16 protein-coding genes are annotated in these 16,648 nt (G+C 59.6%); 9 read left to right on the top strand and 7 right to left on the bottom strand.

Annotated elements, in window-relative coordinates; all coding sequences use genetic code 11:
• Positions 1-40 precede the first annotated feature (40 nt).
• From rimP to pnp, 7 genes are all read left to right on the top strand, one after another.
• Positions 41-496, top strand: coding sequence for a ribosome maturation factor RimP (rimP, locus tag INT39_RS19895; protein WP_193075714.1), 456 nt, complete (start codon positions 41-43; stop codon positions 494-496).
• A gap of 52 nt (positions 497-548) precedes the next feature.
• Positions 549-2,030 (top strand): transcription termination factor NusA, encoded by a 1,482-nt coding sequence (gene nusA, locus INT39_RS19900; protein ID WP_193075715.1) that lies wholly within the window; start codon positions 549-551, stop codon positions 2,028-2,030.
• 61 nt (positions 2,031-2,091) lie between these two features.
• Positions 2,092-4,605 (top strand): translation initiation factor IF-2, encoded by a 2,514-nt coding sequence (infB, locus tag INT39_RS19905; RefSeq protein WP_193075716.1) that lies wholly within the window; start codon positions 2,092-2,094, stop codon positions 4,603-4,605.
• Between the two features lie 96 nt (positions 4,606-4,701).
• Entirely contained in the window at positions 4,702-5,088 is a 387-nt protein-coding gene (rbfA, locus tag INT39_RS19910) for a 30S ribosome-binding factor RbfA (RefSeq protein ID WP_193075717.1), read from the top strand.
• 2 nt (positions 5,089-5,090) lie between these two features.
• Positions 5,091-6,011: a tRNA pseudouridine(55) synthase TruB gene (gene truB, locus INT39_RS19915; protein WP_193075718.1), complete on the top strand. Its 921-nt coding sequence runs from the start codon at positions 5,091-5,093 to the stop codon at positions 6,009-6,011.
• 123 nt (positions 6,012-6,134) lie between these two features.
• A complete protein-coding gene (gene rpsO, locus INT39_RS19920) occupies positions 6,135-6,404 on the top strand; it encodes a 30S ribosomal protein S15 (protein WP_090271506.1) in 270 nt (89 codons plus the stop codon).
• An 86-nt stretch (positions 6,405-6,490) separates the two neighbouring features.
• A complete protein-coding gene (gene pnp / locus INT39_RS19925; RefSeq protein WP_193075719.1) occupies positions 6,491-8,596 on the top strand; it encodes a polyribonucleotide nucleotidyltransferase in 2,106 nt (701 codons plus the stop codon).
• A gap of 77 nt (positions 8,597-8,673) precedes the next feature.
• Here the strand turns inward: pnp and INT39_RS19930 are convergent, their stop codons facing one another.
• Positions 8,674-9,147 (bottom strand): hypothetical protein, encoded by a 474-nt coding sequence (locus INT39_RS19930; RefSeq protein ID WP_193075720.1) that lies wholly within the window; start codon positions 9,145-9,147, stop codon positions 8,674-8,676.
• 130 nt (positions 9,148-9,277) lie between these two features.
• Here INT39_RS19930 and INT39_RS19935 point away from each other — a divergent pair, with 130 nt between their 5' ends.
• On the top strand, positions 9,278-9,643 hold the full coding sequence (locus INT39_RS19935; RefSeq protein ID WP_193075721.1) for an STAS/SEC14 domain-containing protein: 366 nt from the start codon (positions 9,278-9,280) through the stop codon (positions 9,641-9,643).
• On the opposite strand, the gene INT39_RS19940 is transcribed toward INT39_RS19935, so the two are convergent.
• On the bottom strand, positions 9,644-10,213 hold the full coding sequence (locus tag INT39_RS19940; protein WP_193075722.1) for a hypothetical protein: 570 nt from the start codon (positions 10,211-10,213) through the stop codon (positions 9,644-9,646). It lies immediately after the preceding gene.
• Positions 10,214-10,266: 53 nt separating this feature from the next.
• Complete coding sequence (locus INT39_RS19945; protein WP_193075753.1) at positions 10,267-10,980, bottom strand: pseudouridine synthase; 714 nt, start codon at positions 10,978-10,980, stop codon at positions 10,267-10,269.
• 99 nt (positions 10,981-11,079) lie between these two features.
• Between INT39_RS19945 and thpR the strand changes: the two genes are divergently transcribed.
• Complete coding sequence (thpR, locus tag INT39_RS19950; RefSeq protein WP_193075723.1) at positions 11,080-11,610, top strand: RNA 2',3'-cyclic phosphodiesterase; 531 nt, start codon at positions 11,080-11,082, stop codon at positions 11,608-11,610.
• A gap of 10 nt (positions 11,611-11,620) precedes the next feature.
• Here the strand turns inward: thpR and INT39_RS19955 are convergent, their stop codons facing one another.
• The 4 genes from INT39_RS19955 to panB form a co-directional block, all read right to left on the bottom strand.
• Positions 11,621-12,802 carry an acetyl-CoA C-acetyltransferase gene (locus tag INT39_RS19955; protein WP_193075724.1) on the bottom strand — a complete coding sequence of 394 codons (1,182 nt, stop codon included), beginning with the start codon at positions 12,800-12,802 and terminating at the stop codon, positions 11,621-11,623.
• 75 nt (positions 12,803-12,877) lie between these two features.
• A complete protein-coding gene (gene acs / locus INT39_RS19960) occupies positions 12,878-14,821 on the bottom strand; it encodes an acetate--CoA ligase (protein WP_193075725.1) in 1,944 nt (647 codons plus the stop codon).
• 170 nt (positions 14,822-14,991) lie between these two features.
• Positions 14,992-15,843: a pantoate--beta-alanine ligase gene (gene panC / locus INT39_RS19965; protein ID WP_193075726.1), complete on the bottom strand. Its 852-nt coding sequence runs from the start codon at positions 15,841-15,843 to the stop codon at positions 14,992-14,994.
• A gap of 5 nt (positions 15,844-15,848) precedes the next feature.
• Positions 15,849-16,643: a 3-methyl-2-oxobutanoate hydroxymethyltransferase gene (gene panB / locus INT39_RS19970; RefSeq protein ID WP_193075727.1), complete on the bottom strand. Its 795-nt coding sequence runs from the start codon at positions 16,641-16,643 to the stop codon at positions 15,849-15,851.
• Between the last annotated feature and the right edge of the window lie 5 nt (positions 16,644-16,648).

The following is a 16,648-nucleotide window of genomic DNA, read 5'->3' on the forward strand; positions in this document are numbered from 1 at the left end:
TTTAGGCCCATTTTTTATTCATTCAAGAAAGGCGGTGAAATTGTCCGGCAAAGTTACCGAATTGGAGGGCCTGCTGGTCCCGATTGTCGAAGCTCTGGGCTATCGTTGTTGGGGGATCGAGTTTCTTTCGCAGGGGCGTCACAGTCTGCTGCGAGTGTATATCGAACACCCTGACGGCGTGAGCGTGGAAGCGTGCGCGACCATCAGCAGGCAAGCCAGTGCGGTGCTGGATGTGGAAGACCCCATCAGTGGCGATTACACTCTGGAAGTATCTTCTCCGGGAATGGACAGACCTTTGTTCACTCTCGAGCAGTTTGCCGCTTATGTTGGCGAACAGGCCAAAATCAGATTGCGCGTGCCCTATGAAGGCCGGCGGAATTTTCAAGGTGTCATCCGCGGGGTGGAAGGCGATGAGGTTGTATTGCAGGTGGAAGAACACGAGTACCTGCTGCCCATCGATACCATCGATAAAAGTAACATCATTCCGCGGTTTTGAGCATTTTTCGGGCTCCAGTGGCCCCAATGGACGGCGTTAGGCGAGGCATACGATGAGCAAAGAAGTGCTGCTGGTTGTGGAATCCGTATCCAATGAGAAGGGCGTGCCGCCCGGAGTCATTTTCGAGGCGCTGGAGCTGGCCTTGGCAACGGCCACCAAAAAGCGCTATGAAGACGAAGTCGACGTGCGGGTGGAAATCAATCGCCAGACCGGCGACTACGACAGCTTCCGCCGCTGGACTGTGGTAGTGGACGATGACTTCGAAGAGCCAGATATGCAGTTAGCGCTGGATCAGGCGCACGCTCGCGACCCGGCATTGAATGTCGGTGATGTGGTTGAAGAGAAGATCGATTCAGTCGAGTTCGGTCGTATCGCCGCGCAGATCGCCAAGCAGGTCATCGTCCAGAAGGTCCGTGAAGCAGAGCGTGCCCAGGTGGTTGACGCGTACCGCGACCGGCTGGGTGAGATCATCAGTGGCACGGTAAAGAAAGTTACCCGTGACAGTGTCATCGTGGACCTGGGCAATAATGCCGAAGCGGTATTGCCACGCGAGGAAATGATCCCGCGCGAGACCTTCCGCACCGGCACCCGCATCCGCGCGCTGCTCAAGGATATCCGTGTCGAAAATCGCGGCCCGCAGTTGGTACTGTCGCGCAGCTGCCCGGAAATGATTATCGAACTGTTCCGTATCGAAGTGCCGGAGATTTCCGAAGAGCTGATCGAGGTCATGGGCGCTGCTCGCGATCCGGGTTCACGGGCCAAGATTGCGGTGCGCTCGAAAGACAAGCGTATTGATCCGCAGGGTGCCTGTATCGGTATGCGCGGCTCGCGTGTTCAGGCGGTGTCCGGCGAGCTGGGTGGTGAGCGGGTGGATATCGTGCTCTGGGATGACAACCTGGCCCAGTTCGTGATCAACGCCATGTCGCCAGCCGAAGTGGCTTCGATCATTCTGGATGAAGACACGCATACCATAGATATCGCCGTGGCGGAGGACAACCTCGCCCAGGCAATCGGCCGTAGTGGCCAGAACGTCCGGCTGGCCAGTCAATTGACCGGCTGGACTCTCAATGTCATGACCGAAGACGATATTCGCGCAAAACAGGAAGCCGAAACCGGTGATGTGCTGCGCAATTTCCTCGATGAGCTGGATGTAGATGAAGAGCTGGCTCAGATTCTGGTCGACGAAGGCTTTACCTCACTGGAGGAGATTGCCTACGTACCCATGGAGGAAATGCTGGAGATCGACGGTTTTGATGAAGATATCGTCAACGAGCTGCGGTCGCGAGCCAAGGATCGCCTGCTGACGAAGGCGATTGCCAACGAGGAAAAACTGGAAGAGGTCCAGCCTGCGGACGATCTGCTGAATATGGAGGGCATGGATCGCGCCCTGGCATTCCAGCTGGCAGCCCAAGGCATCCTTTGCATGGAAGATCTCGCGGAACAATCCGTGGACGATCTGTTGAATATTGATGGAATCGACGAAGCCCGCGCCGGCGCCCTGATCATGGCAGCCCGGGCCCCCTGGTTTGAATAAACCGGTCGGCTGGCAGCATCGCTGGGCGGCAACGCCCGGCCCCCGACTGAGGAGAAAGTGAATGGCGGAAGTGACGGTCAAAGAATTGGCTGAAGTAACAGGTACGCCGGTAGAGCGCCTGTTGCAACAGATGCAGGAAGCTGGGTTGCCGCAGACTGGTGCGGGACAATCCGTTTCGGACGATGAAAAACAGCGGTTGCTGACGTTTCTGAAAAGCAATCATGGCGATTCGGCAACGGAGCCGCGCAAGATTACTCTGACGCGTAAAACCGTAAGCACTCTGAAAGTGGCGGGCAGCAAAACTGTCAGCGTGGAAGTGCGCAAGAAGAGAACCTACGTCAAGCGCGATGAAGTAGACGTCGAAGCTGAACGCCAGCGTGAGCTGGAAGAGCTGCGTGCGGCCGAAGAAGCGCGTCAGGCAGCAGCCGAAGCTGAAGCTAAGCGCAAGGCCGAGGAAGAGCAAGCGCGCCTGGCGGCAGAAGCTGCGCGTCAGGCAGCCGTAGCGCAGCCAGCCGAGGCTGCGCCGCAGCCCGAATCCGCAGCGCCGGCTGCGCCGCAACCGACTGCAGTAGCCGATGAGGCTTCTGTGGAAGCGGCGCCGTCACCGGCTGCTGCCGCGAAGAAGAAGGATGAGCAACGTCGCCAGGCCCGGGCCGAGGAAGACGAGCGTAGCCGCAAGCGCGCCGGAGGCCCTGGCAAGGGTCGCAGCGCCGCACGTACCAGTGATGATGACAATGCACGTCGTCGGGGTGGTGCCGGCAAGCTCAAGGCGCAGAAGAAACGTAGTAATCAGCACGGCTTCGAGAAGCCGACAGGACCTGTAGTGCGAGAAGTGGTAATCGGTGAAACCATCACCGTGGCCGAACTGGCCCAGAAGATGTCGGTGAAGGCAGCCGAAGTCATCAAGTACATGTTCAAGAACGGCAACATGGTGACAATCAACCAGGTGCTGGATCAGGACACTGCGACCATCGTCGCCGAAGACCTGGGTCACCAGGTCAAGCATGTCAGTGAAAGCGAGTTGGAAGATCGCCTGGCAGAAGCGATGCACTTTGAAGGCGAGGAAATCAGCCGCGCTCCGGTAGTGACCGTTATGGGTCACGTAGACCACGGTAAGACCTCGCTGCTCGACTATATCCGTCGCGCCAAGGTGGCTTCAGGCGAAGCCGGCGGTATTACTCAGCACATCGGTGCCTATCATGTGCAGACTGATCGCGGCATGGTCACCTTCCTTGATACCCCCGGCCACGCCGCCTTTACCGCGATGCGTGCCCGTGGCGCTCAGTCCACCGATATCGTGATTCTGGTAGTGGCCGCTGATGACGGTGTGATGCCACAGACTGAAGAGGCTGTTCAGCACGCCAAGGCGGCCGGTGTACCACTGGTCGTGGCAGTGAACAAGATCGACAAGGAGCAAGCTGACCCTGATCGTATCAAGCACGATCTGGCAGCCCGTGGCGTAGTCCCCGAGGAGTGGGGTGGCGATACCATGTTCATGCACGTTTCGGCCAAGGTGGGTACCGGTATCGACGAACTGCTCGAAGCGGTTCTGCTGCAGGCCGAGGTTCTTGAGCTCAAGGCTCAGCCGACAGCACCGGCGCGCGGTGTCGTGATCGAATCGCGTCTGGACAAGGGCCGTGGTCCGATCGCCACTGTGATGGTTCAGAATGGTACGCTGCGTCAGGGTGACGTAGTGTTGGCCGGCGTCAATTATGGTCGCGTACGTGCCATGCTGGATGAGAACGGCAAGAGCGTGAAGGAAGCCGGTCCGTCCATTCCTGTAGCCATTCTGGGTCTTGATGGTACGCCGGGTGCCGGTGACGAAATGACCGTGGTCACTGACGAAAGGAAGGCGCGCGAAGTGGCCTTGTTCCGTCAGGGCAAGTTCCGCGAGATCAAACTGGCTCGACAGCAGACTGCCAAACTGGAAAACATGTTCGAGAACATGGGCCAGGGCGAGAAGAAAACACTCAACATCGTCATCAAGGCGGATGTGCGTGGCTCGCTCGAGGCGCTGCAAGGTTCACTCAACGAACTGGGTAACGACGAAGTTCAGGTCAAGATCGTGTCGGGCGGCGTAGGCGGTATCAACGAAACCGACGCCAACCTGGCCCTGGCTTCCAACGCGGTGATCTTCGGTTTCAACGTGCGAGCTGATGCATCGGCGCGCAAGGTCATCGAAGGCGAAGGTCTGGATCTGCGCTACTACAGCGTTATCTACGAGATCATCGAAGACGTCAAGAAGGCCCTGACGGGTATGCTGGGCAGCGATGTTCGCGAGCAGATTCTGGGCGTTGCCGAAGTCCGTGACGTGTTCCGTTCGCCGAAGTTCGGCGCGGTGGCCGGTTGTATGGTCATCGAGGGTACTGTGCACCGCAACCGTCCGATCCGCGTACTGCGTGAAGACGTGGTCATCTACGAAGGCGAGCTGGAATCCCTGCGTCGCTTCAAGGATGACGTTGCTGAGGTACGCAACGGCATGGAGTGTGGTATCGGTGTGAAGAACTACAACGACGTGCGTGCCGGTGACCGTATCGAGGTATTCGAGCGGGTTCAGGTAGCGCGGACGCTGTAACACCAGCCAGAAGTTGGTAGCTGGAAGCTGGAAGTCGCCTTGGCGCGGCTTCCGGCTTTGGTGTTTTCAGTCTCATCGTTTTTCGAGTGTAACGTTATGGCCAAAGAATACAGTCGTACCCAGCGGATAGCTGATCAGATGCAGCGTGAGCTGGCCTTGCTGATCCAGCGCGAAGTGCGCGATCCGCGTGTAGGCATGATTACTGTCACCGCCACTGAAGTCAGTCGTGATCTGGCGCATGCCAAGGTCTTCATTACCCTGATGGGCGAAGCGACCGATGAAGATATCGCGCTCAACCTGGCGGCGTTGAAAGACGCAGCGGGTTTCTTGCGTGTGCAACTCGGGCGGACAATGAAGTTGCGCAGTATCCCGCAACTGCATTTCCACTACGATGAGAGCGTACGCCGCGGCGTGCACTTGTCTTCCCTTATCGAACGTGCTGTTGCGCAGGATCGTCAGCACTCCGGGGATGTTGAGGAGTAGACGTGTCCGCACCGCGTAGCAAGCGTCGTGATATCGACGGCGTACTGATTTTCGACAAGCCGCTGGGCATGACATCCAATGCTGCACTGCAAAAGGTGCGCTGGTTGTTCAATGCGAGCAAGGGTGGGCATACCGGGAGTCTTGACCCATTGGCCAGTGGCGTGTTGCCTCTGTGCCTTGGCGAGGCGACCAAGTTTTCCCAGTATCTGCTTGATGCAGACAAGGCTTATGTCACCGAAGCGCGACTGGGCATGACCACGACTACCGGTGATGCCGAAGGTGATGTGCTGGAAATGAAGCCGTGCCAGGTCACTGTCGCCGAGGTCGAGGCCTTGCTGCCGCGCTTTCGCGGCGACATCCAGCAGATACCGCCCATGTACTCGGCGCTCAAGCATGAAGGCCAGCCGCTGTACAAGCTGGCTCGCGCCGGGGAAACAGTGGAGCGCAAGCCGCGATCTGTTACTATAAACCGGCTTGAGTTACTGGCGCTGGAGGGCGATCGACTACGGCTGGAAGTGCACTGTACCAAGGGTACTTATATTCGCACCCTGGTTGAAGACCTGGGTGCTGCGCTGGGCTGTGGAGCGCACGTTTCCGAGCTGCGCCGGATTCAGGCCGGCCCGTTCGATCTGACCCAGGCGGTAACGCTGGAAACGCTCGAAGCCTTGCATGCCGAAGGCGGCGCTACCGCGCTGGATCACCTGTTGTTGCCAAATGACAGCGGGCTGGAAGATTGGCCGGTGGTGGAGCTTACCGAGCAGACCGCCTTTTACCTCAATCATGGACAGGCAGTGCGGGTGCCAGGCAGCCCGGCGTTCGGTATGGTTCGCTTGCGTGACCACGAAGGACGCTTCATCGGTATCGGTGAAATGACCGACGATGCGCGAGTGGCACCCAAACGTCTGATGCGCTTCAATGGCTGAATGAATTTATAGAAGTTGACCCACAAGGGTCGCAACGAGGGTGGCTGTCAACAGGCATGGTCATTCCTCGATTTAAAACACGGGACAGACGTCCCGGCCTGTTACCTCAGAGGAATAGCTGTCATGGCACTGAGCGTTGAAGAAAAAGCTGCAATCGTATCCGAGTATGCACGTGGCGAAGGTGATACCGGTTCTCCTGAAGTCCAGGTAGCTCTGTTGACTGTCAACATCAACAAGCTGCAGGGTCACTTCAAGGACAACAAGAAGGATCACCATTCCCGTCGCGGTCTGATCCGTATGGTCAACCAGCGTCGTAAGCTGTTGGATTACCTGAAGTCCAAGGATCTGAGCCGCTACAGCAGCTTGATCAGCAGTCTGGGTCTGCGTCGCTAAGACCGGTCCCGTTTGGACATGGCCGGGTCCGAAACCCGACCATGCCCAGAGTTTCCCCAAAGGCAAATACAGAGAGAGAAGACACCGTGAAACCGGTTATCAAACAATTCAAGTTGGGCAACAACACCATTACCCTGGAAACCGGCCGCATTGCGCGTCAGGCTTCCGGCGCGGTTCTGGTCAGCATTGATGATGCAGTCAGCGTTCTGGTTACCGTGGTGGGCGCAAAGAACGCCGATGCCGGTCGCGACTTCTTCCCTCTGTCTGTGCACTACATCGAGAAAACCTATGCGGCAGGCCGCATCCCCGGTGGCTTCTTCAAGCGTGAAGGCCGTCCCACCGAGAAGGAAACCCTTACTTCGCGTCTGATCGACCGTCCGATCCGCCCGCTGTTCGCGGAAGGCTTCATGAATGAAGTCCAAGTGGTCTGCACCGTGGTCTCCACAGACAAGACGACTGATCCGGATATTGCTGCGCTGATCGGTACTTCGGCCGCACTGGCCATTTCCGGTATTCCTTTCGACGGCCCGATCGGCGGTGCCCGTGTTGGTTTTGACGACGTTGATGGCTACGTTCTGAACCCGACCTACGAACAACTGAAGACCTCGCGTCTGGACATGATCGTTGCCGGTACCGAAGACGCCGTGCTGATGGTTGAGTCCGAAGCGCAGGAACTGTCCGAAGACCAGATGCTGGGTGCAGTACTCTTCGCCCACATGGAATTCCAGCCGGCCATCGAAGCGATCAAAGAATTGGTTGCCGAAGCGGGCAAACCGGCTTGGGACTGGCAGCCCGCCCCGGAAAACACCGCGTTGCTGGATGCCATCAAGTCGGAGTTCGGCACAGGCATCAGCGAAGCCTACACCATCACTCACAAACAATCGCGCTACACCCGTCTGGGTGAGCTGCGGGATGCTTCCATCGCGGCGTTGGCTGGTGAAGAAGGCAAGTTCAGCGCGGGTGAAGTCAAGGACGCATTCGGTGAGATCGAGTACCGCACCGTGCGTGAAAGCATCGTCAACGGCAATCCGCGTATCGATGGCCGTGACACCAAAACAGTACGCCCGCTGAACATCGAGGTCGGTGTGCTGGATCGCACCCACGGTTCCTCGCTGTTCACCCGTGGTGAAACTCAGGCGCTGGTGGTGACGACTCTGGGTACTGCCCGTGACTCGCAGCTGCTGGATACCCTGGAAGGCGAGAAGAAAGACCCCTTCATGTTCCACTACAACTTCCCTCCCTACTCGGTAGGTGAGTGTGGTCGTATGGGCGGTACTGGCCGTCGCGAGATCGGCCATGGTCGTCTGGCTCGTCGTGGTATCGAGGCAGTGATGCCCGATATGGAGCAGTTCCCCTACACCATCCGTGTGGTCTCGGAAATCACCGAATCCAACGGTTCCAGCTCCATGGCCTCGGTCTGTGGTGCCTCTCTGGCCCTGATGGACGCCGGTGTGCCGCTGAAGGCGCCGGTAGCGGGTATCGCCATGGGTCTGGTCAAGGAAGGCGAGAAGTTCGCCATCCTGACTGACATCCTGGGTGACGAGGATCACCTGGGCGACATGGACTTCAAGGTAGCCGGTACCGAGAAAGGTGTTACTGCGCTGCAGATGGACATCAAGATCAAGGGCATCACCGAAGAGATCATGGAACTGGCTCTGCACCAGGCCCATGACGCGCGTCTGAATATCCTGGGTCAGATGAACCAGGTGCTGCCGGCTTCCCGCAAGGAGCTGTCTGCCAACGCACCGACCATGATCAGCATGAAGATCGATTCCGACAAGATCCGTGATGTGATCGGCAAGGGTGGCGCAACCATCCGTGGTATCTGTGAAGAAACCGGCGCGTCCATCGACATCACCGATGACGGCACCGTGAAGATCTTTGCTGCCAGCAAGGATGCCGCCAACGCTGCCAAGGCACGGGTTGATGGTATTACTGCTGAAGCTGAAATCGGCAAGGTCTACACCGGTAAGGTCGAGCGCATCGTTGATTTCGGTGCCTTCGTCAGCATCCTGCCCGGCAAGGACGGTCTGGTACACATCTCGCAGATCGCCAACCAGCGTATCGAGAAGGTTACCGACGTGCTGCAGGAAGGTCAGGAAGTGAAGGTGCTGGTACTGGACGTGGACAACCGCGGTCGTATCAAGCTGTCCATGAAGGATGTGGAAGCGGCTGAAAACAGCGGCGTCTGAGCCCTGTCGTACCGCCCTTGCGGCGGTGCAATGAAAACCCCGGCCTGGAGCCGGGGTTTTTTATGCGCCGGAATTGGTCAGGACCGATCAGGCTCGCTGTCGGGATCGGCCGTGAGGCTCCGGTCAGTGGCGGTTTCCGATTCCAGGGGTTCGTTGGGGTCGCCATCCCAGGGTTTGCCGTCCAGCGGCTTGGCTCGACCCAGTTCCGCTTCGTCCAGACCGTAGCGGCCACCGGCTCCGGCCTTGCCGACATCGGTGAGTTCGGTATCGGCAGGCGTGGTGGGTTTGCCCGCTTCCTCGGCCGAGCGCGAGCCGTCATCAGGATTCAGGGTTTCCGGGGTGGCCTCGTCCGCAGTCGGGCCTTGGCCGGGCATGGACGCTTCGGTCAACCCGGCTTCACCGGCACGCTCCAGCGACTCGGCGCGGGAGGGGATATTGCCAATCGGGCCCATGGGCCGGTCATCGGGGGCCTCGCGGTTGTCCTCTTCCACCTTTCGTCTGGCGGCGTCGGTCAGCGCCTGTTCGTCGGGTTCGTGTTGATCATCGCTCATCATTCACCTCCGCATCTGTCTTAGTAATGGACGTCGGGCGCGGGCAAAAGATTCCATGTTTGATCATCAGCAGTCGGAATCGATGGGTTGTCTATACTGATGGGTACACGGGCAGGCAGAGGAGATACACATGTTTCAGGTAATGCGTGTCGGCAACGAACGGCTGGAGATGGATATCGCCGGGCACCTCGACAGCGATGGTATGCGCAGTGGCTTGCGCGCACTCTTCACCCAGGCGCAGGGCATTCAGCATGGCCAGTTGCTGATGCGTATCGGTGAGCTGCAAATGCCTACTGTGGGCGCGATTGGTGTGGAGCTGTCGAACCTGCCGGAGTTGTTCCGGCTGACACGGCAGTTCGATCGATGCGCGATCATCAGTAGCAAGGACTGGATCAGAAAGATGGGCGAGATTGAAGGTGCCATCATCCCCGGACTGGAAGTCAAGTCCTTCCGGCCCGAGCGGGAAGCGGACGCGTTGGCCTGGTTGGTTGGTTGATCACACGCGCTGCACTACGGCGCGCGGGTCGAAGTCCTGCCAGTGGCCATCGCTCAGTTCGCCCTGGGCGTGCTCGATATCCTCCGCGCCAGTGGCCAGGAAAGTGTCTATGGCCCGTTGCCGCGAGTGGTCATCGACCCGTACCGCCACCAGCACGCCCGGTGCCCGCTCGGTGACCTTGGGCTGTGTCGCGGCGGGCTGGCCGGTCTGTTCATCCACTGCCGATTCCCTGTCGGTGCTGCTGACAGCGCCGATCAGTGAGCCCGTATAGGCACCGATGCCAGCGCCGATAACGATACCCACTGGGCCGATGAGGGGGATAGTTGCCGCACCGGCAGCCGCACCGACCACCGCGCCGATAGCGCCAGCCTTTACCGCGCCGATACCGGAATGACGGGCGCCGGGTGAGCTTTCATCATCTCCGCCAATGGGGTAAATGGCATGCTGGCCGTTGGGGTTGATATAGAAGGCTGCCAGTGCCTCCCGCTGAAAGCCCGCCCGTTGCAACGCCGTCACAGCGGCATCTGCACCGCTCTGGAGTTCGTATCGTCCCGCAATGATGGTATGCATGAGCTTAACCTGCGGATTGTCTGTGTCTCCACAGAGTAGCAATCCAGGCGCGGCTAAACCAAGCGGCTGCCGGCGACGGGCACGCAGGCGATTTCCCTGGGGGTCAGCGCCCGGTACTGGCCGGGATGCAGCGTCGGGTCAAGTTCGATAATACCCATGCTTTCGCGATGCAATGAAGTCACCCGATTGCCCACGGCGTGGAACATGCGCTTCACCTGGTGGTGCCGGCCTTCATGGATGGTCAGCCGGGCCTGACAGGGGCCCAGCAGTTGCAACTGCGCAGGGGAAGTATCGACACCCTCGCGGGCCAGATGAATGCCCTGTGCGAAGCACTCAGCGGCGTGGGCGGCGATCGGCTCGGCAGTGCCCACCAGATAGACCTTGGGAATGCGCTGGCCGGGCTCGGTCAGGCGGCGGGACCAGAGGCCGTCATTGGTGAGAATCAGCAGGCCGGTGGTGCTGCGGTCCAGTCGCCCGGCCAGGTGCAGCTGCTGGCGCAGCGGCTCGGCAAGCAGCTCCATCACAGTGGGGTGAAGCGGGTCGCAGGTGGCGCTCAGGTAACCGTGTGGCTTGTGCAGCATGAAATGCAAGGGTGTGTGTTGTTGCAGGAGTCTATCGTCCAGTCGCACTGTGGCGAAGCGGTCGACGGCTTGCTGAGCGTCGCGAACGACCTGGTCGTCGACCTGCACGCGGCCTGTTGTGATCAGAAGACGTGCGGTCTGCTGGCTTTGCTCGGTCTGTCTGGCGATGAATCGGTCGAGGCGCATGGGTGTTATTGTACCGCTGCGAATGCTTTCGCATAAGGTCAACCAAGGTGCCTGACGGTGCGCCGATTTTTTCATCAGCGGTTTTGTGGAGCCCAGTCCATGCTGCGACTATTTGTCGGAATCGAATTGCCGGAGTCGGTCAGAGGGGGGCTGGCAGCGGTGCGCGAGGACTATCCTTCGGCCCACTGGCATGAACCGGAACATTTGCATCTGACGTTGAACTTCATAGGTAGTGTGGACGAGGAGTGTGCTGGGCGCATGGCGACGGCGCTGGTCGACGTGCCCGGTCCGGCTTTCTCGCTGACTGTGCAGGGCGTGGGATATTTCGGAACGCCTGAGCGGCCCTCCGTGCTGTGGGCCGGGCTTGCGCCCAGCCTGCAGCTCCATCAATTACAGCAGGCGCTGGAGGCGCGACTGCTACCGCTGGGGCTGATGGTTGAAGATCGGCCGTACGCGCCGCATATCACCCTGGCGCGGGTAAAGCCGGGTGTGCCACTGCAGGCGTTTCTGCAGCGGCATGCCCAGCTGTCCATGCCGGCTTTCCCGGTAGAACACATCAGCCTGTTTCTCAGCAGCCGCGGTGAGCACGGTGTGCGTTACCGGGTAATCGAGCGTTTCAGGCTGGCATGAAGCGGCAGGCTCAGTCGCGCGCCAGTGCCAATGCAACGCCCTGGCCGCCACCAATGCATAAGGTGGCGAGGCCCTTGCCAGCATTGCGACGTTGCATTTCATGCAACAGTGTCACCAGGATCCGGCAGCCCGATCCACCTATGGGGTGGCCCAGGGCGATAGCGCCGCCATTCACGTTGACCTTGTCCAGGTCCCAGCGCAGTTCGCTGGCTACGGCCAGCGCCTGAGCGGCAAAAGCTTCGTTGGCTTCCACCAGATCCAACTCTTCGACTTTCCAGCCAGCCTTGCTCAGGCAGCGCTGGGTCGCGCTCACCGGACCAATCCCCATGACGGCTGGATCTACCCCAGAACTGGAATAAGCGGCGATACGGGCCAGCACCGGCAGGCCGAGTTCGCGGGCTTTTTCGGCGCTGGTCAGCATCACCGCCGCTGCGCCATCATTGAGGCTGGAAGCATTACCGGCAGTCACAGTGCCATCACTCTTGAATGCCGGGCGCAGACGGCCGAGGGACTCGAGGGTGGTGGCGGCGCGCGGTTGCTCGTCCTGGGCAATACTCAGGCTTTCACCTTTACGTTGGGGCACCAGTACCGGGGTGATTTCAGCAGCGAAGCGACCTGCGGTCTGCGCGGCAACTGCTTTCTGTTGTGAAGCGAGGGCAAAGGCGTCCTGTTGCTGACGACTGAGGTCGTAGCGTTCGGCCAGATTCTCCGCAGTAATGCCCATGTGATAGTTGTTGAAGGCATCCCACAAGCCATCATGCACCATGCTATCGATCAGTTTGCCATCGCCCATGCGCTGGCCAGTTCGGGAGCTGGGCAACAGGTGAGGGGACAGGCTCATGGACTCCTGGCCACCGGCAATCATGATCTCCGCATCGCCACAACGTATGGCCTGGGCGGCGAGATGCACGGCTTTGAGCCCGGAGCCGCAGACTTTGTTGATATTCAGCGCAGGCACGCTGTGCGGCAGGCCGGCATGGATTGCGGCCTGACGGGCAGGGTTCTGCCCGCAACCGGCGGTCAATACCTGGCCGAGAATGACTTCATCCACGCTGGCCGGATCAATTCCGGTCTGTTCGAGCAGCGCGCGGATAACCGTGGCGCCCAGCTGATGGGCGGGGATGTTTGCAAACTGGCCACCGAAACTGCCGATGGCAGTTCGGGTGGCAGCAACAATGACGACCTCTTGCATGGAAGACTTCCTCTGCTTTTATCCGGGATAGCGGCAAGAATAGAGGTCGACGTCACATAGGACAACAGTTTGCCGTCAGGTTGCCCGGTTCAGACGATGTTCAATCAGCTCCTCGACCACGCTGGGATCGGCCAGGGTTGAGGTATCACCGAGGGTATCCAGCTCGTCACAGGCGATCTTGCGCAGAATGCGGCGCATGATCTTGCCCGAGCGGGTCTTCGGCAGGCCATGAGCCCATTGAATGAAGTCTGGCTTGGCAAAGGCGCCGACCTGCTCGCTGACGTAGGCCTTGAGCTCGGCCAGCAGTTCATCGGACGGTGTGGCGTTATGCATGGGCATGACATACGCGTAGATTGCCTGGCCCTTGATGTCATGCGGGCAGCCCACAACGGCGGCTTCAGCAACCGCATCATGCAATACCAGCGCGCTTTCCACTTCAGCGGTGCCGATGCGGTGACCGGAAATGTTCAGCACGTCATCCACTCGTCCGGTGATCCAGTAATAGCCGTCTTCATCGCGGCGCGCACCGTCACCGGTGAAGTAGACGCCCTTGTAGGTGCTGAAATAGGTTTCGATAAAGCGCTGATTGTCGCCATACACGGTGCGGATCTGACTGGGCCAGGAGCGCTTGATCACCAGGTTGCCGTCGGCTACCCCATGCAGTTCATTGCCTTCGTTGTCATAGAGTGCCGGCTCTACGCCGAAGAAGGGGCGGGTGGCAGAGCCGGGTTTCAGATCGGTTGCGCCAGGCAGGGGCGCGATCAGGATGGAGCCGGTTTCGGTCTGCCACCAGGTATCAACCACCGGGCAACGACCGTCGCCGACCACGTGGTAATACCACTCCCAGGCTTCCGGATTGATCGGCTCGCCGACGCTGCCGAGCAGGCGCAGGCTGGCACGGGAGGACGACTTGACCGGTTCATCACCCAGTGCCATCAAGGCGCGGATCGCGGTTGGTGCAGTATAGAAGATATTGACCTTGTGCTTGTCGACGATATCCCAGCAGCGTGAGGCATTCGGATAGGTCGGCACGCCTTCGAACATCAGCGTAGTGGCGCCGTTGCACAGGGGGCCATAGACGATATACGAGTGCCCGGTGACCCAGCCGACGTCGGCGGTGCACCAGTAGACTTCGCCCTCGTGATAATCGAATACATAGTGATGGGTGAGGGCGGTGCTGAGAAGGTAGCCGCCGGTAGTATGCAGTACGCCTTTGGGCTTGCCGGTGGAGCCGGAGGTATAGAGGATGAACAGCGGGTCTTCGCTGTCCATGGGCTCGGGCTCGCAGTTATCGCTGACCGCAGCGCAAGCTTCATGGCACCAGACATCGCGATGTTCATGCCAGGGAATATCGGCGCCGGTGCGTTTGACGGTGACCACGGTGTGCACATCCGGACAGTCAGTCAGCGCCTTGTCTACGTTCTGTTTCAAGGGAATGCTCTTGCCGCCGCGCACGCCTTCATCGGCAGTAATCACCACACGGCACTCGGCATTCTGGATGCGATCACGCAAGGCGTCGGGGGAAAAGCCACCGAACACGACCGAGTGCACCGCGCCGATACGGGTACAGGCAAGCATGGCGAAGGCCGCTTCGGGGATCATCGGCATGTACAGGCAGACGCGATCACCTTTCTTCACGCCACGGGCCTTCAATACGTTGGCCAGGCGGCAGACCTGCTGGTGCAGTTCACGATAGGTGATGTGGCGGTCTTCGCTCGGATCGTCGCCTTCCCAGATAATCGCCGTCTGGTCGGCACGCTTGGCCAGGTGGCGGTCAATACAGTTGGCGCTGACGTTCAACTTGCCGTCAATGAACCAGGCCGCTTCGCCCTTTTCCATATTGCTCTCATGGACTTTGCTCCACGGCTGCATCCAGTCCACGAAGCGGGTGGCCTGCTCGGCCCAGAAGGTATCCGGCTGTTCTATCGATTGGCGATACAGGCGTTCGTAACCCTCGGCGTCAAGGTGGGTCTCGCGCCGCGCGGCTTCGGAAACCTTGTGCTGCTCAGTTTTGTACATGGCATGGTCCTCTGTTGTTATTGTTGACCGCAGGAGGTCTGCAGTGATGCCGGCAGCCTCTGCTTCAGGTTGTTTGTACCAAGGGTTGACCAGAATCGAAGGCAATTCAACCCTTCTTTGGTCTATATGTTGGAGTTGGAACAGCCGGGCAGGTGCCCGGCTGTGGATCGTCAGGCGAGGTTGAGGCGGAGGTTGTCGATCAGGCGGGTGGTGCCAAGAAAGACTGCGGCAAGGATGATGATATCCTGCGTGTCAGCGGTGGCTGGCTGCAGGGTTTCAGCGTCGCGCAGGTCGAGGTAGTCGGGCTTCATGCCGGCATCGACCAAGGCTACGCGAGCTTCATCGATGATTGCCGCAAAGTCACGGCGCCCCGAGATGAGTTGCTGCTCAATATGTCGCAGTGTCTGATACAGATAGGGCGCGCTGCGGCGTTGCTCTTCATTCAGGTAGCCGTTGCGTGAAGACAGCGCCAGGCCATCGTCCGCGCGCACTATGGGCTCACCCATGATCTGCACTGGCAGACACAGGTCCTGGCTCATCTTGCGGATCACCGCCAGCTGCTGAAAATCCTTCTCGCCGAATATCGCCAGATCCGGCTGCACTATGTTCAGCAGTTTGCTGACGACCGTGGATACGCCATCAAAATGACCGGGGCGGCTGGCACCACAGAGCCCCTCTGACACCACCGGCACGCTGATCAGCGTGTGACCGTGCATGCCTTCGGGGTACATTTCGCTGACATTGGGTGCAAAGATGAGGTCGGTGCCGGCATCCAGCAACTTGCGCTGGTCTTCCGCCAGTGTGCGCGGATAGCTGTCCAGGTCCTCGTTGGCGCCGAACTGCAGCGGATTGACGAAGATGCTGACCACGACATAGTCGGTACGCTGCCGAGCCTTCTCCACCAAGGCAATGTGCCCTGCGTGCAGATTGCCCATGGTGGGTACCAGGCTGATGCGTTTGTTCTCCTGGCGGGCGCGTGTCAATGCAGCGCGCAGCTGGGCAATCGAATGCAATGTATTCATGGGTATCAGAACTCGTGCTCGGCCGTCGGGAATTCAATCGCTTTCACGGCTGCCACATAAGCGCGCAGGGCCGACTGGATATCCGGCTGGCCGGTCATGAAGTTCTTCACGAACTTGGCCATGCGACCGTTGAACGACAGGCCGAGCATGTCATGCACTACCAGCATCTGACCGTCGGTATCCGGACCGGCGCCGATACCTATGACCGGGATATTCACTGAGCGGGTGATTTCTGCCGCCAGCGTACTGGGTACGCACTCCAGCAGCAGCAGGGCGGCACCGGCTTCAGCCAGGGCAATGGCGTCGGCAAGCAGTTCTCTGGCCTGGGCTTCTTCACGACCCTGGACCTTGTAGCCGCCGGTGACATTGACACTCTGCGGGGTCAGACCCAGGTGTGCGCACACCGGAATGCCGTTGCGCGTCAGTACGCTGATGGTGTCGGCCAGCCAGCCGGCACCTTCCAGCTTGACCACGTGGGCGCCGGCTTGCATCAGTCGGGTGCTGGCATCCAGTGCGCGGTCCAGCGTGGCGCAGCTCATGAACGGCAGGTCGGACATGATCAGCGCGCCCTGATTACCCCGTTTGACTGCGCGGGTGTGGTATTCCATATCCTCGACGGTAACCGGCAAGGTGCTGTCGTGACCTTGCAGTACCATTCCCAGCGAGTCGCCAATCAATAACAGCTCAACGCCCGCCGTGCTTTCCAGGTGGGCGAAAAGCGCATCATAAGCGGTCAGGCAGGCAAATTTCTCGCCGGACTGCTTGAGCTTGTTGAGCGTGGTGAGGGTTATGTCAGGCATGGCAG

The sequence above is a fragment of the Pseudomonas sp. FME51 genome, assembly GCF_014897305.1.

Coding starts and splice junctions, on each gene's coding strand:
- INT39_RS19930 (WP_193075720.1), bottom strand. CDS start 9,147: ATGAGCGATGATCAACACGAACCCGACGAACAGGCGCTGACCGACGCC.
- acs (WP_193075725.1), bottom strand. CDS start 14,821: ATGTACAAAACTGAGCAGCACAAGGTTTCCGAAGCCGCGCGGCGCGAG.
- panB (WP_193075727.1), bottom strand. CDS start 16,643: ATGCCTGACATAACCCTCACCACGCTCAACAAGCTCAAGCAGTCCGGC.
- INT39_RS19940 (WP_193075722.1), bottom strand. CDS start 10,213: ATGCATACCATCATTGCGGGACGATACGAACTCCAGAGCGGTGCAGAT.
- infB (WP_193075716.1), top strand. CDS start 2,092: ATGGCGGAAGTGACGGTCAAAGAATTGGCTGAAGTAACAGGTACGCCG.
- thpR (WP_193075723.1), top strand. CDS start 11,080: ATGCTGCGACTATTTGTCGGAATCGAATTGCCGGAGTCGGTCAGAGGG.
- panC (WP_193075726.1), bottom strand. CDS start 15,843: ATGAATACATTGCATTCGATTGCCCAGCTGCGCGCTGCATTGACACGC.
- INT39_RS19935 (WP_193075721.1), top strand. CDS start 9,278: ATGTTTCAGGTAATGCGTGTCGGCAACGAACGGCTGGAGATGGATATC.
- rpsO (WP_090271506.1), top strand. CDS start 6,135: ATGGCACTGAGCGTTGAAGAAAAAGCTGCAATCGTATCCGAGTATGCA.
- nusA (WP_193075715.1), top strand. CDS start 549: ATGAGCAAAGAAGTGCTGCTGGTTGTGGAATCCGTATCCAATGAGAAG.
- INT39_RS19945 (WP_193075753.1), bottom strand. CDS start 10,980: ATGCGCCTCGACCGATTCATCGCCAGACAGACCGAGCAAAGCCAGCAG.
- rbfA (WP_193075717.1), top strand. CDS start 4,702: ATGGCCAAAGAATACAGTCGTACCCAGCGGATAGCTGATCAGATGCAG.
- INT39_RS19955 (WP_193075724.1), bottom strand. CDS start 12,802: ATGCAAGAGGTCGTCATTGTTGCTGCCACCCGAACTGCCATCGGCAGT.